At 67.2% G+C, this 26880-nt stretch carries 22 protein-coding genes; 8 read left to right on the forward strand and 14 right to left on the reverse strand.

Annotated elements, in window-relative coordinates; translation table 11 throughout:
• The first annotated feature begins 23 nt into the window (after positions 1-23).
• Positions 24-248: an RNA-binding S4 domain-containing protein gene (locus ABIE51_RS14945; protein ID WP_192631300.1), complete on the forward strand. Its 225-nt coding sequence runs from the start codon at positions 24-26 to the stop codon at positions 246-248.
• Here ABIE51_RS14945 and ABIE51_RS14950 read toward each other — a convergent pair whose 3' ends face one another.
• Positions 249-1394, reverse strand: a complete 1146-nt coding sequence (locus ABIE51_RS14950; protein WP_192631301.1) for a hypothetical protein — start codon at positions 1392-1394, stop codon at positions 249-251. It abuts the gene before it with no gap.
• Between the two features lie 78 nt (positions 1395-1472).
• Positions 1473-1922, reverse strand: coding sequence for a CopD family protein (locus ABIE51_RS14955; RefSeq protein ID WP_192631302.1), 450 nt, complete (start codon positions 1920-1922; stop codon positions 1473-1475).
• 102 nt (positions 1923-2024) lie between these two features.
• On the opposite strand from ABIE51_RS14955, the gene ABIE51_RS14960 reads away from it, so the two are divergent.
• The 3 genes from ABIE51_RS14960 to ABIE51_RS14970 all read left to right on the forward strand — a co-directional run bounded on the left by ABIE51_RS14960 (position 2025) and on the right by ABIE51_RS14970 (position 4357).
• Entirely contained in the window at positions 2025-2633 is a 609-nt protein-coding gene (locus ABIE51_RS14960) for a class I SAM-dependent DNA methyltransferase (RefSeq protein ID WP_192631303.1), read from the forward strand.
• 107 nt (positions 2634-2740) lie between these two features.
• A complete protein-coding gene (locus ABIE51_RS14965) occupies positions 2741-4006 on the forward strand; it encodes a polyhydroxyalkanoate depolymerase (protein WP_192631304.1) in 1266 nt (421 codons plus the stop codon).
• A gap of 54 nt (positions 4007-4060) precedes the next feature.
• A complete protein-coding gene (locus ABIE51_RS14970; RefSeq protein WP_192631305.1) occupies positions 4061-4357 on the forward strand; it encodes a TFIIB-type zinc ribbon-containing protein in 297 nt (98 codons plus the stop codon).
• A gap of 746 nt (positions 4358-5103) precedes the next feature.
• On the opposite strand, the gene ABIE51_RS14975 is transcribed toward ABIE51_RS14970, so the two are convergent.
• The 3 genes from ABIE51_RS14975 to ABIE51_RS14985 all read right to left on the reverse strand — a co-directional run bounded on the left by ABIE51_RS14975 (position 5104) and on the right by ABIE51_RS14985 (position 9036).
• Positions 5104-7230, reverse strand: coding sequence for a putative bifunctional diguanylate cyclase/phosphodiesterase (locus ABIE51_RS14975; protein WP_192631306.1), 2127 nt, complete (start codon positions 7228-7230; stop codon positions 5104-5106).
• Complete coding sequence (locus ABIE51_RS14980; RefSeq protein WP_502913309.1) at positions 7227-8114, reverse strand: phosphate/phosphite/phosphonate ABC transporter substrate-binding protein; 888 nt, start codon at positions 8112-8114, stop codon at positions 7227-7229. Before ABIE51_RS14980 ends, ABIE51_RS14975 begins: the two co-directional genes overlap by 4 nt.
• A 127-nt stretch (positions 8115-8241) precedes the next feature.
• Complete coding sequence (locus tag ABIE51_RS14985) at positions 8242-9036, reverse strand: RNA methyltransferase (protein ID WP_192631308.1); 795 nt, start codon at positions 9034-9036, stop codon at positions 8242-8244.
• A 103-nt stretch (positions 9037-9139) separates the two neighbouring features.
• On the opposite strand from ABIE51_RS14985, the gene ABIE51_RS14990 reads away from it, so the two are divergent.
• Positions 9140-9958, forward strand: a complete 819-nt coding sequence (locus ABIE51_RS14990) for an inositol monophosphatase family protein (protein WP_157030815.1) — start codon at positions 9140-9142, stop codon at positions 9956-9958.
• Positions 9959-10468: 510 nt separating this feature from the next.
• On the opposite strand, the gene ABIE51_RS14995 is transcribed toward ABIE51_RS14990, so the two are convergent.
• From ABIE51_RS14995 to ABIE51_RS15030, 8 genes are all read right to left on the reverse strand, one after another.
• Complete coding sequence (locus ABIE51_RS14995) at positions 10469-10747, reverse strand: hypothetical protein (RefSeq protein WP_354504416.1); 279 nt, start codon at positions 10745-10747, stop codon at positions 10469-10471.
• 353 nt (positions 10748-11100) lie between these two features.
• A complete protein-coding gene (locus tag ABIE51_RS15000; RefSeq protein WP_192631310.1) occupies positions 11101-13686 on the reverse strand; it encodes a Cache 3/Cache 2 fusion domain-containing protein in 2586 nt (861 codons plus the stop codon).
• Positions 13687-13993: 307 nt separating this feature from the next.
• Entirely contained in the window at positions 13994-14968 is a 975-nt protein-coding gene (gene secF, locus ABIE51_RS15005) for a protein translocase subunit SecF (protein ID WP_157030817.1), read from the reverse strand.
• Positions 14969-14986: 18 nt separating this feature from the next.
• Positions 14987-16831: a protein translocase subunit SecD gene (gene secD, locus ABIE51_RS15010; protein ID WP_157030818.1), complete on the reverse strand. Its 1845-nt coding sequence runs from the start codon at positions 16829-16831 to the stop codon at positions 14987-14989.
• Between the two features lie 57 nt (positions 16832-16888).
• Positions 16889-17230, reverse strand: coding sequence for a preprotein translocase subunit YajC (gene yajC, locus ABIE51_RS15015; RefSeq protein ID WP_115842381.1), 342 nt, complete (start codon positions 17228-17230; stop codon positions 16889-16891).
• A 145-nt stretch (positions 17231-17375) separates the two neighbouring features.
• Positions 17376-18488, reverse strand: a complete 1113-nt coding sequence (gene tgt, locus ABIE51_RS15020) for a tRNA guanosine(34) transglycosylase Tgt (protein ID WP_192631311.1) — start codon at positions 18486-18488, stop codon at positions 17376-17378.
• On the reverse strand, positions 18485-19567 hold the full coding sequence (gene queA, locus ABIE51_RS15025; protein WP_192631312.1) for a tRNA preQ1(34) S-adenosylmethionine ribosyltransferase-isomerase QueA: 1083 nt from the start codon (positions 19565-19567) through the stop codon (positions 18485-18487). The genes tgt and queA overlap by 4 nt, the downstream gene beginning before the upstream one ends.
• A gap of 348 nt (positions 19568-19915) precedes the next feature.
• Positions 19916-20347 (reverse strand): Lrp/AsnC family transcriptional regulator, encoded by a 432-nt coding sequence (locus ABIE51_RS15030; RefSeq protein WP_192631313.1) that lies wholly within the window; start codon positions 20345-20347, stop codon positions 19916-19918.
• A gap of 126 nt (positions 20348-20473) precedes the next feature.
• Here ABIE51_RS15030 and ABIE51_RS15035 point away from each other — a divergent pair, with 126 nt between their 5' ends.
• Positions 20474-21970, forward strand: a complete 1497-nt coding sequence (locus ABIE51_RS15035) for an aminotransferase class III-fold pyridoxal phosphate-dependent enzyme (RefSeq protein WP_192631314.1) — start codon at positions 20474-20476, stop codon at positions 21968-21970.
• Positions 21971-22250: 280 nt separating this feature from the next.
• Here the strand turns inward: ABIE51_RS15035 and ABIE51_RS15040 are convergent, their stop codons facing one another.
• Entirely contained in the window at positions 22251-23372 is a 1122-nt protein-coding gene (locus ABIE51_RS15040) for a phytase (protein ID WP_192631730.1), read from the reverse strand.
• Positions 23373-23574: 202 nt separating this feature from the next.
• On the opposite strand from ABIE51_RS15040, the gene ABIE51_RS15045 reads away from it, so the two are divergent.
• Complete coding sequence (locus ABIE51_RS15045) at positions 23575-25920, forward strand: TonB-dependent receptor plug domain-containing protein (RefSeq protein WP_192631315.1); 2346 nt, start codon at positions 23575-23577, stop codon at positions 25918-25920.
• A 96-nt stretch (positions 25921-26016) separates the two neighbouring features.
• On the forward strand, positions 26017-26649 hold the full coding sequence (gene upp, locus ABIE51_RS15050) for a uracil phosphoribosyltransferase (RefSeq protein ID WP_192631316.1): 633 nt from the start codon (positions 26017-26019) through the stop codon (positions 26647-26649).
• The last annotated feature ends 231 nt before the right edge of the window (positions 26650-26880 follow it).

The raw sequence follows: 26880 nt of genomic DNA on the forward strand, positions 1-26880 counted from the left end.
GCCCTCGCACGCCGGCCCTTTCCATGCAGCACATCGATTTCGAACTCGACCGCGACCACGACCACGTCGAACTCAACCAGCTGCTCAAGCTGGTTGGCCTGTGCGACAGCGGCGGCGCGGGCAAGGCGATCGTCGCCAGCGGGGTGGTGGCGGTGGACGGCGAGGTCGAGCTGCGCAAGACCTGCAAGATCCGCGCGGGGCAGACGGTGATGCTGGACGACGTGGAAATCCGCGTCCGCGGCGTCTGATCAGACCAGCATCGAGAACAGTTTCCGCACCAGGTCTTCCAGCGGCATGACCAGCAACCCGAGCGGCAGCAGCGGGATCACCGTCGCGCCGATGAACTGCAGCAGGATCCAGCGCTGCACCGGCACCGTCCCCATGCGGCTCGCCGTGGCGTAGACGGCGGTGAGGTCCGCCAGCGCCGAGGGATCGCCGCCATCGAGGATCGGCGCCGCCTTCCGGCGCGCAAGGCCGAGCCAGCGGTGTTCGAATTCCTCCGACGAATCGGTGCCCAGCGCGCCGTAGGCGAGCAGGCTGTTGCGCTTGAGCGCGGCGAGCTTCGGCGTGAGCAGCAGCAGCGGCGCGAGCATCACGCCCAGCACGAGCACCGCATAGCCGCCGAGCAGCATGTGCAGGCTGGCGAACGGAACGCCGAGGTATTTGACTTCCACCGCGCAGCTGCCGGCGACGAGCAGGCTCGCCACCAGCGGCATCACCAGGAAAGCCGCGTGCGCATAGCCGAGGAAACCGACGCCGCCGCAACCGTCGGGATGCGACGCATGCAGCGAGAGGTTCAACCGCGAGAAGCGCGTGAGCAGGACGACCCACAGCACGAAACGCCACAGCCACAGGAACGCGAGGAACCGGAACACCGGGAAACCGACCCACCACAGCCACGCGCCCGCACGCGTGAACTGCGGACCGTCGTTGCGCCAGTTGGTGGCCTGCTCGTACAGCGGCAGCGACGGCGCGCCGAACGAGGCGCCGATCGCCAGCGCGAACAGGATCAGCTCGGGCCACGGTGAATCGCGCCAGCGCCGCAGCCTCGAGAGCGCGCGTTCGAAATTCGCGTTGTCGGCTGGCTCCACCAGGTTGCGCAGGTGTTCGAGCGAGCGCCACATGCGCTCGTCCGCGAGCGGCGCGGCGAGAACGAGCATCGGCAGCGCCAGCACGAACCGCGCCCAGACGTTGTAGTCGCGCAGCAGCGGCACCGATACGCCACGCAGGAGGCGCCCATCCACCGCGCTGAGCACGACCACCGGAAGCAGCACGACCAGCAGCAGTGCACCGGCGATCCACGGCGCGTATGCGCGCGCGGTCCACGCGACGCCTCCGGCATGCGACAGCCGGTACAGCAGGCCGCCGCGCATCAACGACAGACGCTCGTCCATTCGCGCACCACGCGGGTGGGTGGATTGCGGCGAACCTTAGCAGGCGCGGGTTGACGCGGAGTGAGAACGTCCCGGCCGTCAGAACGGCTTGGCGAGCACCAGGAAGACGATCGCCACCAGCAGCAGCACCGGCAATTCGTTGAACCAGCGCAGCGCCTTGGAAGACGGCAGCGTGCGGCCCGCATCCACGCCCTTCAACCAGCGCCCGGCGACGGTGAAATGGACCAGCATCAGCACGACCAGCGCCAGCTTCGCGTGCAGCCAGCCGGCACCGGGGCCGACCATCGTCGGGAAGCCCGGGAAAACCTTGTAGCCCAGCCACAGCACCAGTCCGAACGCGAACGCCAGCCCGAACATCATGTGCCCGAAGCGGTACAGGCGGCGGCCCATCAGCACCAGCCGCGCACGCACCGCGGGCTCGTTCCCGGCTTCGGCGATGTTCACCAGGATGCGCGGCAGGTAGAACACCCCGCCCATCCAGGCCATCACGAACACGAGGTGGGCGGTCTTGATCCAGAAATAGGCCATGGGAATCCTCGGCGGATGGCAGGTGGCTGTCGCGAGCGGCGCACAGGATCGCACAGCGTGCGCGCAGGTCGCTCACCGCGACCACGCCCGTACAATCGCCCGATGACCAAACACTACGACCAGGCCTACTTCGAACGCTGGTATCGCGAATCCTCGAAGAAGGACCATGCCGTCGGCAGCGCCGCGCGGCTCACGCGCAAGGTGGCGCTCGCCGTGGCCACTGCCGAATACCACCTCGAACGTCCGATCCGCACCGTGCTCGACATCGGCTGCGGCGAAGGCGCATGGCGTGCGCCGCTGCTGAAGCTTCGGCCGAAGGCGTCCTACCTCGGCTTCGACAGCAGCGAGTACGCGGTGCGTCGCTTCGGCGCGCGACGCAACCTGCACTTCGCGCGTTTCGCCGATTTCGCGCAGTTGCGTCCCTGCCCGCCTGTCGACCTGCTGGTCTGCAGCGACGTCATGCACTACCTGGAAACCCGCGAGCTCGATCGCGGCCTGCCGGGTCTCGCGGAGTTGTGCGGCGGCGTCGCGTTCCTGGAGACCTTCACTGGCGAGGACGAGACCGACGGCGACAACGTCGATTTCCATCCGCGCCCGGCCCGGTTCTATCGCCAGCGGTTCGCGAAGGCGGGTTTCGTGCCGCTGGGCTCGCACCTGTGGCTGTCGCCGGCCCTGACCGACCGTCTGGTCGCGCTCGAACGACCGGCCTGAGGCGCCTCACGCCCATTCAGCCCCCCATTAACGTGTCGTCCGGACCGTTCCGCTATGCTGCGACGCAGCATGCGGCCCGACCCGGGCCCGCCACCGGATTCGAACCGATGCTTTATCAGATGCACGAACTGGGCCGCGCGTGGATGGCCCCGATGACGTACTGGGCCGAGGCGTGCGCCAAGATGTTCGGCGCGCAGGGCGGTTGGCTGTCGTCCCTGCCCGGCGCCGCGCAGACCGCGGCCGGATGCGAGCTGCTGTACCGCATCGGCAAGGACTACGAGAAGCCCGAGTTCGGCATCCACTCCATCGACATCGACGGCACCGTGTATCCGGTGATCGAACGCGAGATGGCGCGCAAGCCGTTCTGCCGGCTGCTGCGCTTCAAGCGTTACGCCGACGACGCCGGCAACCTGCGCGACCTGAAGGAGCAGCAGCCTGTCCTGGTCGTCGCGCCGCTGTCCGGGCATCACGCGACGCTGCTGCGCGACACCGTGCGCACGCTGCTGCGCGACCACAAGGTCTACATCACCGACTGGGTCGACGCGCGCATGGTGCCGGTGGGCGAAGGCGAGTTCTCGCTCGACGATTACATCGAGTACGTGCAGGACTTCATCCGCCAGATCGGCGCCGAGACGCTGCACGTGGTGAGCGTGTGCCAGCCGACGGTGCCGGTGCTCGCCGCGATCTCGCTGATGGCGGCACGCGGCGAAACGACGCCGCGCTCGATGGTGATGATGGGCGGCCCCATCGATACGCGCCAGAACCCGACGAAGGTCAACGACCTGGCCACGCACGAGCCGCTGTCGTGGTTCGAGGACAATTTGATCCAGCACGTGCCGGCGAACTATCCCGGCCACGGTCGCCGCGTCTATCCCGGTTTCCTGCAGCACGGCGGCTTCGTCGCGATGAATCCCGAGCGGCATTTCCAGTCGCACTGGGATTTCTACATGCACCTGGTGAAGGGCGACCTCGACGACGCCGCCGCGCATCGCCGCTTCTACGACGAATACAACGCGGTGCTCGACATGCCCGCCGAGTACTACCTGCAGACGGTGCGCATCGTCTTCCAGGAACACCTGCTGCCGCGCGGCGAGTGGGACGTGCGCGGCGAGCGCGTGGATCCGTCGAAGATCCACCGCACTGCTCTGCTCACCATCGAGGGCGAGCTGGACGACATCTCCGGGCAGGGCCAGACGCGCGCCGCGCACACGCTGTGCACGGGCATCGCGGAGGCGGATCGTGAACACCTCACCGTGGACGGCGCGGGGCATTACGGCATCTTCAGCGGCCGCCGCTGGCGCACGCAGGTGTACCCGCAGGTGCGCGACTTCATTGCCCGCCATGCTGAACGGCGCGTTCCGGAAGCGCCTTGACGTAGCGGCCGCGCGCCCTGAAAACAGGGGTTCCCCCGACGCGAGGAACCCCGCATGGATTGTCCCGTCTGCCGTGACGTGAAACTGGCGATGACCGATCGCCAAGGCATCGAGATCGACTACTGCCCGCAATGCCGCGGCGTCTGGCTGGACCGCGGCGAACTCGACAAGCTGATCGAGCGCGCGTCCGCCGATGCGCCGGCGCGTGCGCAGGCTGCGCCGCCCCCGCCTCCGATGCGCGAGCAGCCGCGTGGCTACGGACATTCGGACGAGTACAAGTCCGGACACTACAAGTCCGACTACAAGCACAAGAAGAAGAAAAATCTTCTAGGGGAGCTGTTTGATTTTTGAGTGCAGGGCGCTGTGGAAATCCATGCATCCTGCAGCCCGGCCCTCACCCCAACCCCTCTCCCGTGAACGGGAGAGGGGCTTAAGAGCACCGGCCGCTCATCATTTTTTTGCTCGTCATCCCGGCGAAGGTCGGGATCCAGGCTAGTAGGGCCTGGGCACTCCATCATCGGCGAACAACCCCACCGTCATTCCAGCGAAAGCTGGAATCCATTTGCTGTTGCTTTGCTATCGAACAGCCTAACCGTCACTAGCCCCAACGGGCGCCGCACAGGATGTGCGGCGGTGAGCGCTGAGCCATGGATGGCGAATCGCGAACGCGCCCTTTCGCTTTCCAGCCGTGGGATTGATTTGTCGGGGAACTGCCCTTTCTTTTGGTTACTTTTCTTTGGGCAAGCAAAGAAAAGTGACCCGAGCGCCGCAGGCGATCGGAAGCTTGGATTGTGATTCTTCTTTAGCTCGTAACCGTTGCAGAGAAAGCGTGGAAAGTCCCTGGATGTGCCGCCATTCGGCGGCCCAAAAGCGGCCCGCCTTCGCGGGGATGACGAGCAACAGCAAGAGCAACGCTAACGGCCAACGGCAACGGCAAGATCAACATGGATTCCAGCTTTCGCTGGAATGACGGTGAGGTGCAGCACCGTCAAGAGAGTGCCCGGACGCTGCGGGCCTAGGTCCCCGCCTTCGCCGGGATGACGGGAACGTTGGACGCCGTTACAAGCGCGTCCGGAGCAAACCCCAGACCGCCAGCCTCACGCCCGCAACTGCAGGAACTCATCCACCGTCACCGGATGCCCCAGCCAGTAGCCCTGCGCGAAATCGCATCCGCGTTCGCGCAGGATCGCGTACTGGCCTTCCTTCTCCACGCCCTCGGCGACGACCAGGATGCCCAACGAATGCGCCATCGCGATGATCGCGGTCGTCAGCGCCAGGTCGTCCGGATCGCGCAACACGTCGGCGACGAAGCTGCGGTCGATCTTCACGCCGTCGACCGGTACGCGTCGCAGGTGGCTCAGGCCCGAGAAGCCGGTGCCGAAATCGTCCAGCCACACGCGCACGCCCATGCCACGCAGCTCGGACAGCAGCGCGCTCGCGTGCAGTTCGTCGCCGATGACGGCCGTCTCGGTGAGTTCCAGATGGAGCAGGTCGGCGGCCAGTCCCGTGTCGCGCAGGCACGCCGATACGACGTTCGGCAAATCGCCGTTGCGCAGCTGGCGCGGCGAGACGTTCACCGCGACGAACAGCGGCTCGGCGTCCTTGCGCACCTTCTGCCACGCCACCGCGTCCGAGCACGCCGCGTGCAGCACCTGCGGGCCGAGCACTTCGATCAGGCCGCTCTGCTCGGCCACGTCGATGAACACCGACGGCGCGACGAAACCCAGTTCCGGATGGCGCCAGCGCAGCAGCGCTTCGGCGCCGATCATCGCGCCATCGACCAGGCGGAACACCGGCTGGTACACCAGGCTCAGCTCGCCGCGATCCCACGCGCCGCGCAGTTCCTGTTCCAGGTGCACGCGACGCTCGACCGCCTGGTTCATCGCGCGGCTGTAGAAGCGGAAGCAGTTCTTGCCGGCGACCTTCGCCTGGTACATCGCGATGTCGCCGTTCTTCATCAGCGTGGTTCCGCTGGCGGCGTCTTCGGGGAACAGCGTGATGCCGATGGACGTGCCAAGGAACACCTGCCGCCCCTGCACTTCCACCGGTGCTCCAAGGTCGACGACCAGCGTTTCGGCGAGCTTCGTCGCGAGCGTGCGCACGTCGTCCTGCGGGTCGTCCTTGCCCTGCACGAGGATCACGAACTCGTCGCCGCCGAAGCGCGCCAGCAGCGCGTCCTCGCCGCCCACGCGCGCGACCGCGCTTTCGATGCGGTGCGCGCACTCGAGCAGGACGTCGTCGCCGGCATCGTGGCCGAGCGTGTCGTTGACGCGCTTGAAGTCATCGATGTCGGCGAACAGCAGCGCGAGCTGGCGGCTGTCGCTCTGCGCGAGGCGTTCGTCGAGCGATTCGCGGAACGCGAGCCGGTTCGCCAGCCCCGTCAGCGCATCGGTGTAGGCCATGCGGCGGATCTCGCGATCGTGCCGCGCGAGGCTGCGGCTCATGCGATCGAACGCGCGCATCAGGTCGCCGACTTCGTCGTTGCGGCCGTCGGCCGGCGTCGTGGTGTCGAAGTGGCCGGCTTCGATTTCCTGCGCCGATTCGGCGAGTCGGCGGATCGGTCGCACCAGCAGGCGCTGGATCAGCCACAGCGAAAGCGCGCCGAACACCAGCAGGCCCACGCCGAGCAGGCCGATCCAGATCACGTGCCGCTGGCCCAACGTATCCAGCCGCGACCGCAGCCGGTCGACGGACTGGTCCTGCAGCCGGCGCATCGCCTGCATGTCGTAACCGATGCGCACGCCGCCCACGCGCTGCTGGCCGATGAGGATCGGCATCGACACGTCCATGACGCGATCGTCGAACTGCGTGTGCAGCGCGGTCGATGCGATGACCTGCTTCGCCATCGGATCGTCCATGTGGCGACCGTAATGCGCGATGTCCTCGCTGCCGTCGTGCACGACCTTGCCGTCCTCGTCGTAGACGATGACGTAGCGCACGTCGGGCGCGGCCAGCGTCGAGCGCGCGAGCGCGCCGACGGCATCGAGGTCGGAGTAATACAGCGGGTTGGTCAGGCCGGCGGCGAGCTGCGTGACGGCCGCTTCGCCCTGCCGGCGCAGGCTCTGCCCGACCATGGTGCGCATGGCCTGGCGGCTGACGCCTTCGACCTCGCGGCGCATCTGCTCCTGCCGGTTGAGCAGCAGGGCGACCAGCGCGATGACCACCAGCATCGCCACGCCCATCAGGGCGAGGAAGCGCGCCTGCAGCCCCATGCGCAGCTTCATTCGACCTCCGCGCGCACGCGTGCAACGCCTTCGGAAATGCCGTCGAGCGCCTTCTGCGACGCCGGATCCACCGGCATGAAGCGCGTGGTGTTGAAGAAGCGCAGCAGCGCGTCGCCGGCATCGGGATCGCCGGCGGCGTCGATCAGCACCTCGCGCAGGCGGGCCTGGACGCGCGGATCCAGGCCGTCGCGCACCATCTCCACCGCGCGGGGGTAATCGACGGTCTCGCCGATCACCATCAGATCGTCGCGGAACGACGGCGGCATGCGGTGCGGGTTGGCCCAGTCGAGGTTGCTCATCACGCCCACGTCGGCCAGGCCCTTGTGCACCCAGGTCGAGATGTTGAGTTCCGACCACGCGAACAGGTAGCCGACCTCGTCGCTTGCAATGCGGTCTTCCGGCGACAGCAGGATTTCCAGCGAGAACCCGCGGCGCAGCAGTTCGGCCGCCGGCACGAAGTACGCACTGGTGGAGTTGGGGCGCTGGAAGGCGATGCTGTGTCCGCGCAGGTCGTCCAGCGAGGACAGCCCGCTGTCGCGGCGGGCGAAGAAGACGCTGCGGTAGTGGCTCACGCCATCGCGCTCGGTCAGCAGCAGCGTGCGTGCGCCGGCGCGCTGTCGCAGCAGCATCGCGGTGCCGGCGGTCTCGGTGACCCAGTCCACGCGGCCGCGGCGCAGGTAGCTGGCCATCTGCTGCGTGTCCTTGGCCATCAGTATCCGGCCCTCGCGGATGCCCACGTCGGCCAGGCGCGGAACCACGTAGTCCAGCAGCGGCTTGAGCTGCTCGTAGTTCTTCTTCGGATCGTCGCTGATGCGGCCAAGCACGAGCACGCCGGAGTCGTCGGCCGCCAGCACCGAAAGCGGGGCCGCGGCCATGGCCAGCATGCAAAGGGTCAACAGGGCGGTACGACGCAGGCTGGCGATCAAGAACGACGACCCATCGGGATGCCGTCCGGCAGCGTAATCGAAAGGCGTGCGACCCGAAACGGCAAACCGCCCGGCCATCAGCAGATCAGCGTTTTGACCCGGCGAGCATCGCCATGCGCTGCGCGTCGGCCAGGATGCCGCGCAGGATCCGGACCTCGCGCGCATCCAGACCGGCGCGCAGGTACAGCCGGCGCAGCTTGCGCATCGCCGACTCGGGCGCGCGCCCCTTGTGGAAATCGATCGCGTCCAGGGTTTCGGCCAGCTGCGCGAAGAAGCCTTCCATCTCGGCGTGCGAGGCCGGCAGGTCGCGCGGGTCTTCGGTGCCTGCGCTTTCCCCTTCGGCCGAGGCCCCTTCGAGCAGCGCCAGTCGCAGCTCGTAGCTCAGCACCTGCACGGCGGCGGCAAGGTTCAACGAGCTGTAGTCCGGATTGGCCGGGATGTGCACCGCGGCGTGGCAGAGCTGGAGCTCCTCGTTGGTCAGGCCCGTGCGTTCGCGGCCGAAGACCAGCGCGACCTCCGCCCCGCCGGCGGCCTGCGCCACGGCGCGGCTCGCGGCGTCGCGGGGCATCAGTTCCTCCAGCTGGACGCGGCGGCTGCGCGCGGTGCAACCCAGGACCAGGCGGCAATCGGCGACCGCTTCGGCCAGCGTCTCGCAGATCACCGCGTCGCCCAGCACGTCGTCGGCGCCGGCGGCCAACGCGTAGGACTCCTCGTTGGGACGCTTTTCCGGGGCGACCAGGACCAGCCGGGCCAGGCCCATGGTCTTCATGGCCCGGGCGGCGGAGCCCATGTTGCCGGGATGCTGGGTGCCGACCAGGACGATGCGCAGGCGCTGTGCGGGCGTATGGGAAGGATTCACGGATTTCGATTCGGAACTCATGGCGCGCAATGGTAAACTCCGCGCCCCGGCCACAGCGCCGGCGACGCTCTTTCACCCCCGCCAGTCCATTCTCTCCCCGTCCCCCGAACGAGGCGCCGTACCCATGCAGAAACCCGCAGTCACCCTCATGGTCAAGGCCGCCCGCTCCGCCGGCAACGTGCTGTTGCGCCACATGAACAAGCTCGACGCCCTGAACATCGTCGAGAAGGACCGGATGGACTACGCCAGCGAAGTCGACGGCCTGGCGGAGAAGGAGATCATCAAGGAATTCCGCCGTTCCACGCCGGACTACGCGATCCTCGGCGAGGAAACCGGCTCGATCGGCCACAACCGCTTCACCTGGGTGATCGATCCGCTCGACGGCACGAGCAACTACCTGCACGGCATCCCGCATTTCTGCGTGTCGATCGCGCTGGTGGAAAACGGCGAGCCGATCCACGCGGTGATCTTCGACCCGCTGCGCAACGACCTGTTCACCGCCAGCCGCGGCAGCGGCGCGACGCTCAACGAGCGCCGCATCCGCGTGGCCGACCGCAAGGATCTGGGTGGCGCGATGGTGCTGACCGGTTTCCCGCCGCGCGAGCGCGAGCGCGTGTCCGCGCAGCTCAAGTGCATCGACAACCTGCTGCTGGAGGCGGAGGACATCCGTCGCACCGGTTCGGCCGCGCTGGACCTGGCGTACGTCGCCTGCGGTCGTGCCGACGCGTACTTCGAGGCCGGCGTGAAGCCGTGGGACATCGCCGCCGGCGTGCTGCTGGTGCGCGAGGCGGGCGGCAAGGTCAGCGACTTCCGCGGCCGCACCACCGGCCCGATGGACAACCGCGGCCTGGCCACGCGCCAGCTCGTCGCGGGCAATCTCAAGGTCGCCGACCTGCTGCAGCAGAAGATCGTCAACACGGGGTATGCGGCGGCGTTTGATTGATCGGTCGCGTCCCGTTCACGTCGTAACGAAAAGCCGCGCATTGCGCGGCTTTTTTGTTTGGTCGGGATGCGGTTCGGGAATATTTTGGCGCGCACCTCTGCGCCCTCTTCCAGCGAAAGCTGGAGTCCATTTCGTTCTTGCATTCGCGACGGGAAGCAGCAGCGCAGCGCTGTAGGGCACGGTTAGTTCACCGCTACGGCTTCGTTGCCCCTCACCCCAACCCCTCTCCCGCTGGGAGAGGGGCTAAAAGCCGTGCCGCCAGCACTACACCGGCATCGACATAAATCACCGTCATTCCAGCGACGCTGGAATCCACCTGCTGTTGCTGTTGCTGTTGCTGTTGCTGTTGCTGTTGCTGTTGCTGTCGAACAGCCTATTCGTCGCTAGCCCCGGAGGGCGCCGCACAGGATGTGCGGCGGTGAGCGCTGAGCCATGGATGGCGAATCGCGAACGCGCCCTTTCTCCGTCCGGTCGTAGGACTGGGTTGGACTTGTACGCACTTTCTTTGGGTTACTTTTCTTTGTGCGAGCAAAGAAAAGTGACCCGAGCGCCGCAGGCGATCGGAAGCTTGGATTGTGATTCTTCTTTGCTCTTACGCGTTGCCGGGAAAGCATGGAGAGTCCCTGGATTCCCGCCTTCGCGGGAATGACGAGCAAGAGCAGGAGCCAGAGCCAGAGCCAGAGCCAGAACCAGAGCAAGAGCAAGAGCAAGAGCAAGAGCAACGGCAACGGCAAAGGCAACATCAAGATGGATTCCAGCTTTCGCTGGAATGACGGTGAGGGCGGTCACCGTAGTCGGAGTGCCCGAACGTTACGGGCCTGGATCCCGGCTTTCGCCGGGATGACGCTGAAGTGGTTCACCGCAGTCGGAGTGCACCGATGTGACGGCCTGGGTCCCGGCCTTCGCCGGGATGACGGTGAAGTTGGGCGCCGTTACAAAGCGCTGTCACGCAGCGATGCGCCGCCGCCGATCCCGGCCATCGCGACGTTTCGGCCGGAATAACGGTGACATGGTTCACCACGACCCGGTGCCCCGCGCGACAGCGCACACCAAACCGAACCCGCATCGCGAGCGCGCCTTCGCTCCCCAACGAAGGCGCGCTCCAGCGATGCGTGCCCGAAGGCTCCATTCCCCAACGTTGATCAGGCCGCCGCGCGCGTGACCGCCGGCGCATCGGCGAGCACGAACTGGCGCACCGCGCCGGCGAGCGCCCGCGCCTGTTCCTCCATGCTGTGCGCCGATGCGGACGCTTCCTCGACCAGCGCCGCGTTCTGCTGCGTGCCCTCTTCCATGCTCGTGATCGCGCCGCTGACCAGATCGATGCCCGCGCTCTGTTCCTGCGACGCGGTGGAGATGTCGGCCATGATGTCGGTGACGCGGCGCACCGATGTCGTGATGTCGTCCATCGTCGCGCCGGCGCGATTCACCAGCGCCGAGCCGTCGTTGACCTTTTCCACCGAGGCTTCGATCAGCGTCTTGATCTCCTTCGCTGCGTTGGCCGAACGCTGCGCCAGCGCGCGCACTTCCGAGGCGACGACCGCGAAGCCGCGACCGCTCTCGCCCGCGCGCGCGGCTTCCACCGCGGCGTTGAGCGCGAGGATGTTGGTCTGGAACGCGATGCCGTCGATGGTGCCGATGATTTCGGCGATGCGGTGCGAAGCCGTTTCGATCTCGCGCATCGTCGCCACCGCCTGTCCGACGACCTGGCTGCCCTGCGCGGCGACGCTGGCCGCGTCGATCGCGAACTGGTTGGCCTGGCGCGCGGATTCGGCGTTCTGGCGGACGGTCGAAGTCAGTTCCTCCATCGACGCGGCCGTTTCCTCCAGGCTCGCCGCCTGCTGCTCGGTGCGACGCGACAGGTCGGCGTTGCCGGCGGCGATCTCCGCCGCGGCGCCGTCGATCGCGTCCGACGCGTGCTGGATACGGCCGACGATGCCCGTCAGCTGCGCGACGGTCGCGTCCGCATCATCGCGCATACGGGCGAACACACCATGGAAGTCGCCGTGCATGCGCGCGGTGAGGTCGCCGCGCGCGATGGCACGCAGCAGGCGCGAGACCTGATCGAGGTTCGCATCGCTCACCGACATCATCGCGTTGAGGCCGTCGACCATCGCGCGGAAGTCGTGCTCGAAGCGCGCGGCATCGCCACGCACGCCGAACTCGCCCGCGGCAGCGGCGGCGGCCAGGCGCTTGATCTCGTCGTTGATCGCCGACAGGTTGGCCTTCACCGTATCCATGGTCTGCGTGAGCACGGCCTTCTCACCGGGCAGGCGGTCCATGTCGATGGACAGGTCGCCCACGGCGTAATGCCGCATGACGTCCACCAGCTGCATCTTCACCTCGATGTGCGCGGCGACGAGCGCGTTGGTGTCGCGCACCATCTCGCCGTACTGGCCGGGGAACGCCGCGTCGTCCATGCGGAAGCTGATCTGGCCGACCTCGTGGCGCTGCGACATCTCGCGCTGCGCGGCGATGACCGACTGCACGCGCTCGCGCATGCGGCCCATCGCCTGCAGGAGACGGCCGAGTTCATCGTGGCGCGGCGGCGGCATCGCGCCATCGAAGCGGCCCTGCGCGACGTCGTCGGCGAGCCGCGCCACCTGCTCCAGCGGCTGCGTGACGATCCGGCGCACGCACCACCACGACACCGCGAGGATGACCAGCAGCGTGATGAGCGACGCCACTGCGATCATTGCCACCAGCGCGTGCGTGGAGGCGGCGATCTGCGAGACCGGCTCGGCGGCCACGACGGCCCACTTCCAGTCGGGAAAGGTTTCCACGGCGACGAGGGTCGGCTCCGCCGCAGCGTTCGGCTTCGCCGCAAGGTCGACGGTGGCGATGCCGCGGCCGGCCGCGATCGCCTCGCGCAACGACTTCAGGCCCGCGGGATCGACGAGTTCGGAGAGCGCGGCGCCTTCGGCGGCGGGATGGATCGCGAGCGTTTCCACGCCGTCCTTCGAGTTTTCCACCACGAGGAAATGGCCGTGCTCGCCGATGTGCATGGCGCGCGTGCGGTCCTTCAGCGCGGTCAGCTCGGCACCGTATTCCTTGCCGACGAACAGAACGCCGACGAGCGCGCCGGCATCGTCGAGCAGCGGGCGGTAATGGACCATGTAGTCGCGGCCGAACAGGCGCGTCTTGCCGGTGTACGGCTGGTTCTTCGCGACCGGCGCGTAGGCGGGCGAATCGTGCGCGAGCTTGGTGCCGATGACGCGCTCGCCCTTCTCGTTGCGCAGCGAGGTCGAGACGCGGACGAAGTCGTCGCCGTCGCGCGCGAAGATCGTCACGACCGCGCCGGTGTCGGCGGTGAAACGATCGACGGCGGCGAAGGTTGCGTCGACCGTCTGGCCCTGCAGCGACAGCAGCGGCGCACCGTCCTTCGATTGCGTCAGCGCCACCGGTCCGCCGGACAGCGCGGCCTGCAACGCGCCGCCCAGGGTCGCCGTCGATTCGGTCAGGCTCTGCTCGTAAGTCGCGATGTTGTCGCGCAGGATCGAGGCGGCCGAGCGCAGGTCGTCGCGGGCGCGCGTCTCGACGGCCTGCGCTGCGTAGTGGCTGACCATCACGGTCAGGCCCGCCATCATCAGGACCATCGTGGCCACCAGCGGCAGCCCGATCCGCCGGCCCAGCGAACCGCGCAATCCCTGCCAGGCGCTGGCGGGCGCCGTCGATCGGCGGTGCGGAAAGGCGGCAGTTGCGGCGGCGCGGTGGGCGTCGGGCAGTGGCATCGGGGCGAGTCGGTGTGGGTTCGACTCGGTATCGGCCGCCTTTGATGTGACTTGAGTCTCAGTTTTCCCAGCCGCCTGATCGGGGCAGATCGGGGGCATCAGGTTGACCCGGGACGGTGACGCTTCGATGACGCGACGCCGCGATCCCCCAGAGCGCCGCCCAAGGCGGCGTCATCCCGAAAAAGAAAAGGGCCGCACGAGGCGGCGTCGTCCCGAAAAAAGAAAAGGGCCGCACGAGGCGGCGTCGTCCCGAAAAAGAAAAGGGCCGCACAAGGCGGCCCTTTCCCGGGACGGCTTCGCAGCAGGCTTACGGACGACGCGCCAGCGCGGCCTCGTCCTTGGCCTTGGGCAGCAGGTCCTGCTTGCTGACCTTGAACGGGCCGATGGCGAGCATCGGCACCGCCACCAGGATCGTCGAGAAGACCACGATCGCCGCGCCGATCATGTGCGTCAGCGCGAGGCCTTCCATGGACGAGCCGCCGTACAGGTACAGCGCGTAGGCCGACAGGAAGAACATCACCGCGGTGATCACCGTTCGCGACAGCGTCTGGTTGATCGAGCGGTTCAGCACTTCGATCGAGTCCACGCGCAGCGTGCGGAAGTTCTCTCGCACGCGGTCGAAGACCACGATGATGTCGTTGATCGCAAAGCCCATCACCGACAGCAGACCGGCCAGCACGGTCAGGTCGAACTCGCGGCCGCTGATGTAGATGTAGGCCGCGGTGACGATCAGGTCGAAGAACGCCGTCAGGCTCGCCACCACCGCGAACTTCCACTCGAAGCGGAACGCGATGTAGATCAGGAAGCCGATGAGCATGAACGCCGTGGCGTAGATGCCATCGCGCACGAGGTCGGCGCCGACCTGCGGGCCGATGAACTCGCTGCGCTGCACGCGCGCCGGGTTCTCCTCGGTGGACACCGCCTTGACCACCTGGTTGGCGATGGACTGGCTGCCGGTGGCGTTGTTGCTCTCGCCGTGCGGCTGCAGGCGGATCATCAGGCCATTGCCGCCGCCGAACGCCTGCACCTGGGCGTTCTCGAAGCCGGCTTTCGCCAGGTTCTCGCGGACCTGATCGACGTCGGCCGGCTTCTGGAACGTGGTTTCCACCAGCGTGCCGCCGGTGAACTCCAGCGCGTAGGCCTCCTTCTTGAAGCCGTACGTGCCGATGACCACCAGCGAGGCGATGAACAGCAGCACCGTGATCGTCATCGACACGTAGCGCGTACGCAGGAAGTCGATCTTGGTGTCGTTGGGGATGAGATGAAGCGGGAAAAGTTTCATTGATTCGTTCTCACCCGGTCAGATGGCCACGGACTTGAGCTTCTTGCGGTTGCCGTAGATCAGCTGCGCCAGCGCGCGCGACACGGTGATCGCGGTGAACATCGAGGCGAAGATGCCGATGATCATGGTCAGCGCGAAGCCCTTCAGCGGGCCGGTGCCGAACACGTACAGCGCCACGCCCACGATCAGGCCGGTCAGGTTGGCGTCCATGATGGTGCCGCCCGCCTTCTCGTAACCGGCCGCGATCGCCGCCTTCGGCGGTACGCCGTGGCGCAGCTCTTCGCGGATTCGCTCGTTGATCAGCACGTTCGCGTCGACCGACAGGCCGACCGACAGCGCAAGGCCGGCGAAGCCCGGCAGCGTCATCGTCGCGCCGAACATCGACATCACCGCCACCACGATCAGCAGGTTCATCAGCAGCGCGACCGAGGTGATCACGCCGAACATGCGGTAGTAGATGGTGAAGAAGGCCAGCGTGAACACGAAGGCGTACAGCACGGCGGTGATGCCGCGCTCGACGTTCTCCGCGCCCAGGCTCGGGCCGATGATGCGTTCCTCGACGAAGTCCATCGGCGCGGCGAGCGAACCGGCGCTGAGCAGCTTGGCCAGCGTCTCGGCCTCGACCTTCTCGAGACCCGTGGTCTGGAAGTTCTTGCCGAACACGCCGGCGATGCGCGTCGGCGACAGCGCTTCTTCCTGCACGCGCACGCTGCGCACTTCCTGGCCGTTGACCATGGTCACGGTCGGGATGCGCTCGATGTACACCACCGACATCAGCTTGCCGACGTTCTCGCTGGTGAAGTCGAACATGCGCTGGCCGGCGATGCTGTTGAGCGTGATGTCCACCGCCGGCAGGCCGTTCTGGTCGCGGCCGACCTTCGCGCCGACCATCTGGTCGCCCGAGGCCAGCACGCGCTTGCTCAGCAGCACCGGCTGGTCGGTGTTGCGGATGGTGTACAGGCGCGCGCCCGGCGGCATGACGCCGGTGCGCTTGGCTTCCATCGCGTCGCCATCGACGACCGCGCGGAATTCCAGCGTCGCGGTGGCGCCGATCAGGCGCTTGGCTTCGGCCGTGTCCTGCACGCCCGGCAGCTGGACGACGATGCGGTCCTCGCCCTGGCGCTGGATGATCGGCTCGGCCACGCCCAGCTGGTTGACGCGGTTGCGCAGCGTGGTGACGTTCTGCTCGATCGCGCCGGCGGCGATGGCACGCAGCTCCGCCTCGGGGATCGTGACCGCCACGTTGTTGCCGGTGACGTCGAAGTTGAGCACCGGCATCAGGCGGGCGAGCTCGTTGCGCGCGCGCTCGGCGTCCTGGCCCGGGGCGAGCATCGCCAGGATGCTGTTGTCCGGACGACGTTCGACCGACTGGTAGGCGATCTTGGCGTCGCGCAGGCTCACGCGGATGTCTTCGGCGTAGGCGTCGACGCGCTTTTCCAGCGCGGCGCGCTGGTCGACCTGCATCACGAAGTGCACGCCGCCCTGGAGGTCCAGGCCCAGCACCATCGGCTTGCCGCCGAGATTGGCCAGCCAGTCCGGCACCGTCGAGGCGAGGTTCAGCGCGACGGTGTAGTTCTCGCCGAGCGAGGTGCGCAGGGCGTTGTTGGCCTTGCTCTGCGCGTCCAGCGACGGCAGGCGAACCATCAGGTTGTCGCCTTCGATCTCCACCGAGCGCGGCGTGATGCCGGCCTGGGCGAGCTCGGCCTTGACGCGCGTGCGCAGGGCTTCATCGAGCTGGCCGCTGCGGTTGGCCGTGATCTGTACGGAAGGATCCTTCTGGTAGACGTTGGGCAGCGCGTACAGCACGCCCAGGCCGAGTACGAGCAGGATCAGGAAATATTTCCACTTAGGAAATTCAAGCATCGCGGCATTCCGCGCGCGCCCAGGGGCGCACGCTCAGGTGGGATCGGGAAAGCGGGCTTACGCCGACTTCAGGGTGCCCTTGGGCAGCACGTTGGCGATGGCGCCCTTCTGCACGCGGATGCGCACGTTGTCGGCGATCTCCACGGTGATGAAGTTCTCGCCGATGTCGCTCACCGTGCCGGCGATGCCGCCGTTGGTGATGACTTCGTCGCCCTTGGAGAGCTTCTCCAGCATCGCGCGGTGTTCCTTCTGGCGCTTCATCTGCGGGCGGATCATGAGGAAGTACATGACCGCGATCAGCAGGATGGGGAACAGCAGCGACATGCCGAAGCCGCCGGCGCCAGCCTGCGGGGCGGCCTGGGCGTAGGCGGGGGAAATCACGAGGTCGAGCAGATTCATGACGGTCGTCCTGATCGAAAAATAGCGGGGGATTATGCCACGGGGCGGCAGGCGGGCCCCGGACGGCCGGAAGATCCGTCCCGCCCCTGCCCTGCGCTGCTCCCGCCCTCCCCGTGCGGGTCATGCGCAAACCGTGCGCGGATCCCTATTCCGGCGTCCGCGCGGCGTAGAAGGACTCGCGGAAGGCGGCGAAGGTTCCCTGCGCGATGGCCTCGCGCATCTGCGCCATCAGGCGCTGGTAGTAGCGCAGGTTGTGGAGGGTGCCCAGCATCGGCCCGAGCATCTCGTTGCAGCGGTCCAGGTGGCGCAGGTAGCTGCGGCTGAATCCGTTGCGGCAGGCGTAGCAGTCGCAGCCCTCCTCGATCGGGCGCAGGTCGCGCTCGTACTTGGCGTTGCGCGCGCGTACCGTGCCGAAGGAGGTGAAGTAGTGGCCGTTGCGGGCGTTGCGGGTGGGCATCACGCAATCGAACATGTCGATGCCGCGCGCGACGCCTTCGACCAGGTCTTCCGGGCGGCCCACGCCCATCAGGTAGCGCGGCTGGTCGGCCGGCAGCTGCGGGCAGGTGTGTTCGAGCATGTGGTTGCGCTCGGCTTCCGGCTCGCCCACGGCGAGGCCGCCGATGGCGTACCCGTCGAAACCGATGTCGACGAGCGCCGCCGCCGAACGCGTGCGCAGCGCTTCATGCACGCCGCCCTGGACGATGCCGAACAGCGCCGCGTCGTTGCCCTCGTGCGCGCGCTTGCTGCGCTCGGCCCAGCGCAGGCTCAGTTCCATCGAGCGCCGCGCGACGTCCTCCGTGGCCGGGTACGGCGTGCATTCGTCGAAGATCATGACGACGTCCGAATCCAGCACCTTCTGGATCCGCATGCTTTCCTCCGGGCCGAGGAAGACCTTGCTGCCGTCGGTCGGCGCCGCGAAGGTCACGCCCTGCTCGGTGATCTTGCGCTTGTGCGCCAGCGAGAAGACCTGGAATCCGCCCGAGTCGGTCAGGATCGGCCCATTCCAGCCGGTGAAGCGATGCAGCCCCCCGTGATCGCCGATGACGTCCAGGCCCGGTCGCAAGTAGAGGTGGAAGGTGTTGCCGAGGATCATTTCCGCGCCGAGTTCGCGGACCTGTTCGGGCAGCACGCCCTTGACCGAGCCGTAGGTGCCCACCGGCATGAACGTCGGCGTTTCCACCGTGCCGCGCGGGAAGGTCAGGCGGCCGCGACGCGCGGCTCCGTCCGTGCGCAGCAGTTCGAAGGACAGCCGGCTCATTCGGCCTGCTCCCTTTCATCGTGCGACTGCGGGAACAGCAGCATCGCGTCGCCGTAGGAGAAGAAGCGGTAGCGCTCCGCGATGGCGTGGTCGTAGGCGGCGAACACGCGCGCCTTGCCGGCGAAGGCGGAAACAAGCATCAGCAGGGTGCTCTCGGGCAGGTGGAAATTGGTGATCAGCGCATCCACCGAGCGGATGCGGTAGCCGGGCAGGATGAACAGGCGCGTCTCGCCGGCGTACGGCTGCAGTTCGCCTTCGCCCTCGTCGTTGCGGCGCATCGCGCTTTCCAGCGCGCGCACGACCGTCGTGCCGACCGCGATCACGCGACCGCCCGCAGCGCGCGTGCGACGGATCTGTTCGATCAGCACCGCGCCGACGTTCAGCCATTCGCTGTGCATGACGTGCTGGTCGAGTTCGTCCACGCGCACCGGCTGGAACGTGCCGGCGCCGACGTGCAGCGTCACGTGGCCGAACTCGACGCCGCGCGCCTTCAGCGCGTCCAGCAGCGCTTCGTCGAAATGCAGCCCGGCGGTGGGCGCGGCGACGGCGCCGACCTCGCGCGCGAAAACGGTCTGGTATCGAGTGTCGTCGTCCGTGCCGGCCTCGCGCTGGATGTACGGCGGCAGCGGCAGGCGGCCGGCATGCAGCAGGTACTTCTCCAGCGATTCGTCGATGTGGAACCGCAGGCGGTAGAACTCGCCGTCGCGACCGAGCACTTCCGCCTCGCCGCCGGCGTCGAGCGCGATACGCGCGCCTTCCTTCGGCGACTTGCTCACGCCCAGCTGGGCGCGGACCTCGAAACCGCCGAGCATGCGCTCGATCAGGATTTCCACGCGGCCGCCGGTGGTCTTCTGCCCGTACAGGCGCGCCGGGATCACGCGGGTGTCGTTGAACACCAGCAGGTCGCCGGGCTGCAGCAGGTCGGGCAGGTCGCGGAAGACGCGGTCCTGGAAGCCGCTGTCGAAGGCGTTGCCGGGCGTGGGCGGCACCACCAGCAGGCGGCTGGCCGAACGCTCGGGCAGCGGCGCCTGGGCGATCAGCTCGGGCGGCAGGTCGTAATGGAAGTCGGATTTCTTCAAGGCGTTGGGCCGGCAAGACAGGCCGGTCGGTCGAGCGGGGATCGCACATTGTAGAAGGAAGGCGCCCGGGCAGCCGGACACTCCGTCACGCCCAATCCCCTGGCCCAAAGCACCGTCATCCCGGCGAAAGCCGGGATCCAGGCCAGTGACGTTCGGGGTACTCGGGCATTCGCGGTTGCGAATTCACCTTTACGCTCGTCATTCCAGCGAAAGCTGGAATCCATTTTGCTTCCGCTTCGTTGGCGCCCCCGAAGGAGGCACTACAGGCGCCAGCGTGATCGCACGCACCGACCCTCACCCCAACCCCTCTCCCGGAGGGAGAGGGGCTCAATGCCAGCGCCCGGCGATTCACCGCTCGAACTTCGCCGACAGCACGATCGCCGACGTCGTCCGCTCCACGCCATCGATGGCGCCGATGCGGTCGGTCAGCTCGTCCATCGCCTCCACCGACGGCGCCACGCCCAGCGCCACCAGGTCGAACGGGCCGCTCACCGAATGCAGCGCACGCACTTCGGGCATCGCGTGAAGTGCGGCGGCGACGGACGGCGCCCGCTTCGGCAGGACGGTGATCATGATGTGGGCGCGGATGTAGCCGCGCTCGGCGGCGTCGTGGACGCGCACCGTGTAGCCCTGGATCACGCCTTCGCGCTCCAGGCGTTCGATCCGGCTGTGCACGGTGGTGCGCGACAGCTTCAGCCGTCGCGCGATGTCCGCCGTCGAGGCGCGGGCGTTCTCGCGCAGCACGGAGAGCACCTGTTGGTCGGCGTCGGTGATCTTCACGATTCGCCCTCAATATTCGTCGAAACGACGAAATTATCCACGAATTCGTACAAATCCGTACTGTCGATCGACGATTTAATCCAGATAATGGACGGGTTACCGCCTGTTTCGACCCCGGAGGACCTCATGGCCGTCATCGACCGTCTCGCCCCCCTGCGCGCCCATGGTGGCCGCCGCCGTACCCACGGCCTGGATGACGCGACCATCGCGCGCTTCGCCCACACGCACGCCGAGCTGATCGAGGCGATCGAGGCAGCCGAGCAGGAATACCAGCGCGTGAAGGACGACTTCGCCGACCTGCTGGAGCTCGACGAAGACGCCCAGGTGCATGCCGTCCAGGGCGGTTACGTCAATTTCTACCCGGATGACGCGGTGAATCCCTACGTCGCGCTCGTTGCGCGCGGCCCTTGGGTGGTCACGCTGAAGGGCGCCGTGCTGCACGATTCCGGCGGCTACGGAATGCTCGGCTTCGGCCATGCGCCCAAGCCCGTGCTGACCGCGATGGCCCGCCCGCAGGCGATGGCCAACATCATGACGCCGTCGCTGTCACAGCTGCGCTTCGACCAGGCGCTGCGCGCCGCGATCGGCGCCGAACGCGGCGGCTGCCCGTACGAGAAGTTCTTCTGCCTGAATTCCGGTTCCGAATCGGTCTCGCTCGCGGCGCGCATCGCCGATGCCAACACCAAGCTGATGACCGACACCGGCGGTCGCCACGCCGGCCGCACGATCAAGCGCGTCGTGGTGAAGGGCAGCTTCCACGGCCGTACCGAACGCCCGGCGCTGTATTCGGACTCCTCGCGCAAGACCTACCTGCAGCACCTGGCGAGCTTCCGCGGCGAGGATTCGGTGCTGACGGTGGAGCCCTACGACGTCGACGCGCTGAAGAAGGTGTTCGCCGATGCCGACGCGAACGGCTGGTTCATCGAGGCGATGTTCCTCGAACCGGTGATGGGCGAAGGCGATCCGGGCCGCAGCGTGCCGCCGGCGTTCTACGCCGCGGCGCGCGAACTGACGCGTTCGCATGGCGCGCTGTTGCTGGTGGATTCGATCCAGGCCGGCCTGCGCGCGCACGGCGTGCTGTCGATCATCGATTACCCCGGCTTCGAGCAGCTCGATCCGCCGGACATGGAAACCTATTCGAAGGCGCTCAACGCCGGCCAGTACCCGCTGTCGGTGCTCGCCGTCGGCGCGCAGGCCGCGCAGCTCTACAAGAAGGGCCTGTACGGCAACACGATGACGACCAACCCGCGGGCGCTCGATGTCGCCTGCGCGGTGCTGGCGCAGGTGACGCCGCAACTTCGAGAGAACATCCGCGCGCGCGGCGCCGAGTCGCTGCAGAAGCTGGAAAAGCTCAAGGCCGAACTCGGCGGCATGATCACCAAGGTGCAGGGAACCGGCTTGCTGTTCTCGTGCGAACTCTCGCCGCAGTTCAAGTGCTACGGCACCGGCTCGACGGAAGAGTGGCTGCGCGAACAGGGCATCGGCGTCATCCACGGCGGCGCGAATTCGCTGCGCTTCACCCCCACCTTCACCATCACCAGCGAGGAAATCGACCTGCTGGTCGCGATGGTCGCTCGTGCGCTGCGGGAAGGCCCCCGCGCGCAGCAGGCAGCGGCGGCCTGACCTCCCCCGGACGCCGCCGCGAAGGCGGCGGGTGCCCCCACACCCGCCGTCTTCGCCTGCTTTTGAACCTCAATTCCTGCCGCGACGGCAGGCAGTTACTCGCTGACTGATCGATATCGCGCATCCCGAAGGAGCCCTTCTCCCGCCTGCGGCGACCGAAGGGAGTGCAGAGCTGAGAAGGTGCCGGCAGGCGGATGAGGGGACGGATGGCGGTCAGCCCAACGCGTTGGCCCTCACCCCAACCCCTCTCCCGCAAGCGGGAGAGGGGCTCGAGTTTTTGTCACTCCGCCTTGCACGCCGGCAGCGACAGCGCACGCGCGATGTCGCGCCAGTCGAACGCCGCGACCGCCTGGTCGTCGTCCACCGCGTAGAACACGCCCTGCGGGAAGCGCTTGTCGCCGCTCTGGTCGAGCCACACGCCGTCGGTGTTGGCCGTCTTGTTGCCGGCGAACGCGCCCAGGTGCTGCAGCGTCACGCGATCGAACACGTGGAACAGGCTGCGGTCCTTGAACTGGTCGGTGGCGATCCAGTAACCCGCGCCGCCCTCGCAGCGATACAGCGCCATGCCTTCGGCCTGCGCCTTGAACAGGTCGGCTCCGATATCGCGACCGCGGTACGTGCCGTCGAGGCCGTACTCGCGAATGCGCGTGCCCGTGGCGATGTCCTCTTCGGCCAGCAGCAGTCGATCGTGCCCGATGTCGCCGAACACCGACTCGGCGATGCGGATCGCACCCGCCTCGTCCGTGTCGCCGAAGGTTTCCATCAGCCGCGCCTGCCAGCCGTCCGGCACGCGGCGCAGCTGGTAACGCTTGAAGCGCTTATCGAGTTCGGCCAGCGGCGGCGGCACGTCTTCGTTCTGCGGCGACATGTAGTTGTCGCTCACGATGACCTCGTAGCTGTCGCGCTGCGCACGCACCCATAGTCCGTACGGCTGCTTGAGGTCTTCGGCGCCGAACGCCAGCAGCGGCCTGAAGTCCGGCAGCTGGAACATCTGCACGCGATGGTTGTCGCGTTCGACGACGAGCACGTAGTGGTCGATCACGCTGATGCCGTTGGGCCGCTGCAGCTGGCCGAGCGCGGTGCCCGGGCCGCCGACGGTGCGCAGCGTCGCGCCGGTGTCGCCGTCATACACGATGAGGCGATCGCTCGCCTTGCCCGTCGCGATCAGCCAGCGCTTGCCGTCCGGCGTGCGCCAGCTGGCGGGCGAATCGACGTTCTCATTGGGCGTGGACGCAGTGAGGAACGCTTCGGCCACGATTTGGTGCGCGATGCCCGCCTGCGCGAGCAGCGGATCGACTTCCATCGCCTCATCAGGCTCGCGATCGTGCTGCGCCACCGGTGCGGTGCCCGTCGTCGCACACGCGGTCAAACCGAACGCGAGCGCCAACGCGGCCCATCGCATCTTCATCGAATCGGACATGCCTTCCCCTGAGCCGTCGTAACAAACCGCGAATTTCTACGCGCGCATTGTGACGGTCGCGTGTCATGCGGCGCGTGCGCACGTTGTCATGTTTCCGCCATGCGCCGCGGCTACAAAACGCGGCTTGGGCGGCCGCAGGGGGCGTGTCGCCTGCCGCCTTCCATTACCTGGGGATGCCACTTCGATGAAACGTAACGTGCTGGCCGCGGCGATGTCGCGTGCGCTGGTGTGCGCACTGATTGCGCCGATGAGCCTTGCTGCCGCCTTCAATACCGCCGTCGCCGCCGAGGCGCCGGCCGATGCGTCGCCGGATCCCAAGCAGCTGGATTCGGTCGTCGTGCAGGCGGACATCGCGTACCGCAACCGCACCGATTCGGTCGCGCCGGTGCTCTCGTACGATCTGGAATACTTCCAGCGTTTCGAACCGCTGACCGTCGGCGACATGCTCAAGCGCGTGCCGAGCGTGGCGTTCGTGTCCGACGTGCTCGAGTACGACGGCGCCCAGCTGCGCGGCCTGGATCCGGGCTACACGCAGATCCTCATCAACGGCAAGAAGGTGCCGGGCGCGGGCAACGACCGCTCGTTCTTCGTCGACCGCATTCCGGCCGAACTGGTCGAGCGCATCGAGATCATCCGCAGTACCAGCGCGAACCGCTCGGGCGACGCGGTGGCGGGTGCGCTGAACATCGTGCTGCGCGACGCCTACGAGTTCGACGGAAAGTACGTGCGCCTGGGCGCGCTGCGCTTCGACGACGGCGAGGTCAAGCCGACCTACGGCGCCGTCGCCAGCGGCGAAGTCGGCGGCGGCCGCCTGCTCGGCGGCTTCAACGTGCAGGGCCGCTACAACCCGAAGGTCAAGCGCAGCGACCGCTTCGAAGAGCCCGGCGGCGACTTCGTCGATCGCGAAGACCAGGACGACACGCGCGACGGCGACGACTATTCGGCCAACCTGTCGTACACGCGCGACATCGGCACCGGTCGTCTGTCGGTCGACGGCTTCTACGTGCGCACCGACCGCACCGAGACCGAGCATTCGGTCGAGTACAACGATCCGACCAGCACGAGCCGCGACAACCTGCTGTCGATCAACGACCAGGTCGAGACGATCAGGCAGGACAACTGGTCGCTCGGCGTGGAGTACGCGTTCGACATGGCCGGCGGCCGCACGGAATTCGACGTCGATTATGCGCGCTTCGACGACGACACGCGCTCGACGGAGGAAGAAAGCGGTTTCGACGACGAGGACACGCCGCCCTCGTTCGACGAACGCGAAGGCACGCGCACCCTGACCGACACGCGCGACAGCGAAGGCTCGTTCAAGCTCGCGCACAAGCGCGGCGTGGGTGGCGCGACGATGGAGTTCGGCGTGGATTATCTGGACAAGCGCCGCGAAACCACGCTTCAGGTCAGCGAGGTCGACACCGACGAGGAAGGCGCCGCGCTGCCGCCGTACGAGGACTTCGACCGCAACGACAGCCGCATAGACGAAACGCGCGTCGATCCGTACCTGATGTTCTCCGGCACCGCCGGCGCGCTGGCGTGGGAAGCGGGCCTTCGCTACGAGACGACCGATGTGGACGTCGCGTTCGATGACGAGGCCGCAAGCAACGACTACAACACGCTGCTGCCGTCGGCGCACCTGAAGTGGGATTTCACCAGCGCAGACCGCCTGCTGTTCTCCGTCGGCCGCACGGTGCGTCGTCCGAACTTCGACCAGATCCTGCCGCTCACGCTGGAAGAGGAATTCGGCGACAACGACTTCACCGGCAATCCGACGCTCGATCCCGAGCGCGCCTGGGGCGTGGATTTCGGCTACGAACGTCGCCTCGGCGCGCGGGGCGTGTTCGGCGTCAACGTGTTCTATCGCGACGTGAAGGACCTGATCGAGATCGTCAACACGGGCGAACCGAGTTCGACCGCGATCGGCGACTACGAGGATGAAGTGGAGGAATTCCTCGACGAGAATCCCGGCGCGACGCCAACCACGCCGGGCTATCCGGAATTCGATCCGGACAGCTTCGTCTACACCGCGCGCAACGTCGGCGATGGCAACGTGTACGGCATCGAGTTCGATCTGTCGACGCCGCTTACCGCGCTGGGCCTGCCGGACACGGGCTTGTTCGTGAACTACTCGTGGCTCGACAGCGACGTGAAGGACGACTTCGGCGAGCGCCGTTTCAACAACCAGGCGAAGTACGTCTACAACGTCGGCTTCATCCAGGACATCCGCGACTGGGGCATGTCCTTCGGTGCGAGCTACCGCCGCCAGGGCGATGCGTTCTCGCGCATGCTCGCCGAGGAAGTGAGCACGCATTACGACGGCGATCTGGAAGTCTTCATCGAGAAGCGCTTCGGCGACGACCTGTCGCTGCGCCTGACCGGTTCGAACCTGCTGGACGCGCACAAGGACGAGGTCTTCCACAAGTTCGACAACGCCGCCGACCAGTTCGACCGCGACTACGACGAGTTCGAGCTGGAGACCGAGTCGTCCGGCCGGGTCTACCAGCTGATCATGCGGTACTCGTTCTGACGGCATTCGGGTGTCGGCGCCCCTTCCGCCCGGAAGGGGCTTCGACGATCACGGCGCGTGAGGCACACTGGCGGCTTCCCGCGCCCGGTATCGCCCATGAAAGTCGTCGAAGTCCGTCACCCGCTGGTGCAGCACAAACTCGGCCTGATGCGCATGGGCGACATCAGCACGAAGGCGTTTCGCGAACTCGCCTCCGAAGTCGCCACGCTGCTCACCTACGAGGCCACGGCCGACCTGGAAACCGAAGAGGCCGTCGTGGAAGGCTGGGCCGGCCCGGTGACGACGCGCCGCATCAAGGGTGCGAAGGTCACGCTGGTGCCGATCCTGCGCGCCGGCCTGGGCATGCTGCCCGGCGTGCTCGAACTGATTCCCGCCGCGAAAGTCGGCGTGGTCGGCCTGCAGCGCGACGAGCGCACGCTGCAACCGGTGGGCTATTACGAGAAGCTCACCGGCCGCATGGACGAGCGCACGGCGCTGATCCTCGACCCGATGCTCGCCACCGGCGGCACGCTGGTCGCGACGGTGGACATGCTCAAGGCGGCCGGCTGCAAGCGCATCAAGGGCCTGTTCCTGGTCGCCGCGCCCGAAGGCCTTCGCGTGCTGGAAGCCAGGCACCCGGACGTCGAGGTCTACACGGCCTCCGTCGATGAACGCCTGAATGACGTGGGCTACATCCTTCCGGGCCTGGGGGATGCGGGCGACAAGATCTTTGGGACTCGGCACGGGTAAGACGGGCTTCACCTGCAGCGCATCCGGCCTTCTCACGTCATCCCCGCGCAGGCGGGGATCCATGTGTCAGCTGCATCAGGTTTTCCGTCGAGCGTGATGGGTCGGACAGATGGATTCCCGCCTTCGCGGGAATGACAGCATGGGTGAGCGCGGCGCTTCGCTTGGCCGCTTGGCCGCTTGGCCGCTTGGCCGCTTGGCCGCTTGGCCGCTTCGCCCCGTCGTCGCTCCACC

The sequence above is a fragment of the Lysobacter sp. OAE881 genome (genome assembly GCF_040546665.1).
Taxonomy (GTDB): domain Bacteria; phylum Pseudomonadota; class Gammaproteobacteria; order Xanthomonadales; family Xanthomonadaceae; genus Lysobacter_J; species Lysobacter_J soli.

Bases quoted from the DNA above. Each gene is read 5' to 3' on its own strand.
- ABIE51_RS14945 (WP_192631300.1), top strand. From the start codon at position 24: ATGCAGCACATCGATTTCGAACTCGACCGCGACCACGACCACGTCGAA.
- ABIE51_RS14950 (WP_192631301.1), bottom strand. From the start codon at position 1,394: ATGGACGAGCGTCTGTCGTTGATGCGCGGCGGCCTGCTGTACCGGCTG.
- ABIE51_RS14955 (WP_192631302.1), bottom strand. From the start codon at position 1,922: ATGGCCTATTTCTGGATCAAGACCGCCCACCTCGTGTTCGTGATGGCC.
- ABIE51_RS14960 (WP_192631303.1), top strand. From the start codon at position 2,025: ATGACCAAACACTACGACCAGGCCTACTTCGAACGCTGGTATCGCGAA.
- ABIE51_RS14965 (WP_192631304.1), top strand. From the start codon at position 2,741: ATGCTTTATCAGATGCACGAACTGGGCCGCGCGTGGATGGCCCCGATG.
- ABIE51_RS14970 (WP_192631305.1), top strand. From the start codon at position 4,061: ATGGATTGTCCCGTCTGCCGTGACGTGAAACTGGCGATGACCGATCGC.
- ABIE51_RS14975 (WP_192631306.1), bottom strand. From the start codon at position 7,230: ATGAAGCTGCGCATGGGGCTGCAGGCGCGCTTCCTCGCCCTGATGGGC.
- ABIE51_RS14980 (WP_502913309.1), bottom strand. From the start codon at position 8,114: ATGCTGGCCATGGCCGCGGCCCCGCTTTCGGTGCTGGCGGCCGACGAC.
- ABIE51_RS14985 (WP_192631308.1), bottom strand. From the start codon at position 9,036: ATGAGTTCCGAATCGAAATCCGTGAATCCTTCCCATACGCCCGCACAG.
- ABIE51_RS14990 (WP_157030815.1), top strand. From the start codon at position 9,140: ATGCAGAAACCCGCAGTCACCCTCATGGTCAAGGCCGCCCGCTCCGCC.
- ABIE51_RS15000 (WP_192631310.1), bottom strand. From the start codon at position 13,686: ATGCCACTGCCCGACGCCCACCGCGCCGCCGCAACTGCCGCCTTTCCG.
- secF (WP_157030817.1), bottom strand. From the start codon at position 14,968: ATGAAACTTTTCCCGCTTCATCTCATCCCCAACGACACCAAGATCGAC.
- secD (WP_157030818.1), bottom strand. From the start codon at position 16,831: ATGCTTGAATTTCCTAAGTGGAAATATTTCCTGATCCTGCTCGTACTC.
- yajC (WP_115842381.1), bottom strand. From the start codon at position 17,230: ATGAATCTGCTCGACCTCGTGATTTCCCCCGCCTACGCCCAGGCCGCC.
- tgt (WP_192631311.1), bottom strand. From the start codon at position 18,488: ATGAGCCGGCTGTCCTTCGAACTGCTGCGCACGGACGGAGCCGCGCGT.
- ABIE51_RS15035 (WP_192631314.1), top strand. From the start codon at position 20,474: ATGGCCGTCATCGACCGTCTCGCCCCCCTGCGCGCCCATGGTGGCCGC.
- ABIE51_RS15040 (WP_192631730.1), bottom strand. From the start codon at position 23,372: ATGCGATGGGCCGCGTTGGCGCTCGCGTTCGGTTTGACCGCGTGTGCG.
- ABIE51_RS15045 (WP_192631315.1), top strand. From the start codon at position 23,575: ATGAAACGTAACGTGCTGGCCGCGGCGATGTCGCGTGCGCTGGTGTGC.
- upp (WP_192631316.1), top strand. From the start codon at position 26,017: ATGAAAGTCGTCGAAGTCCGTCACCCGCTGGTGCAGCACAAACTCGGC.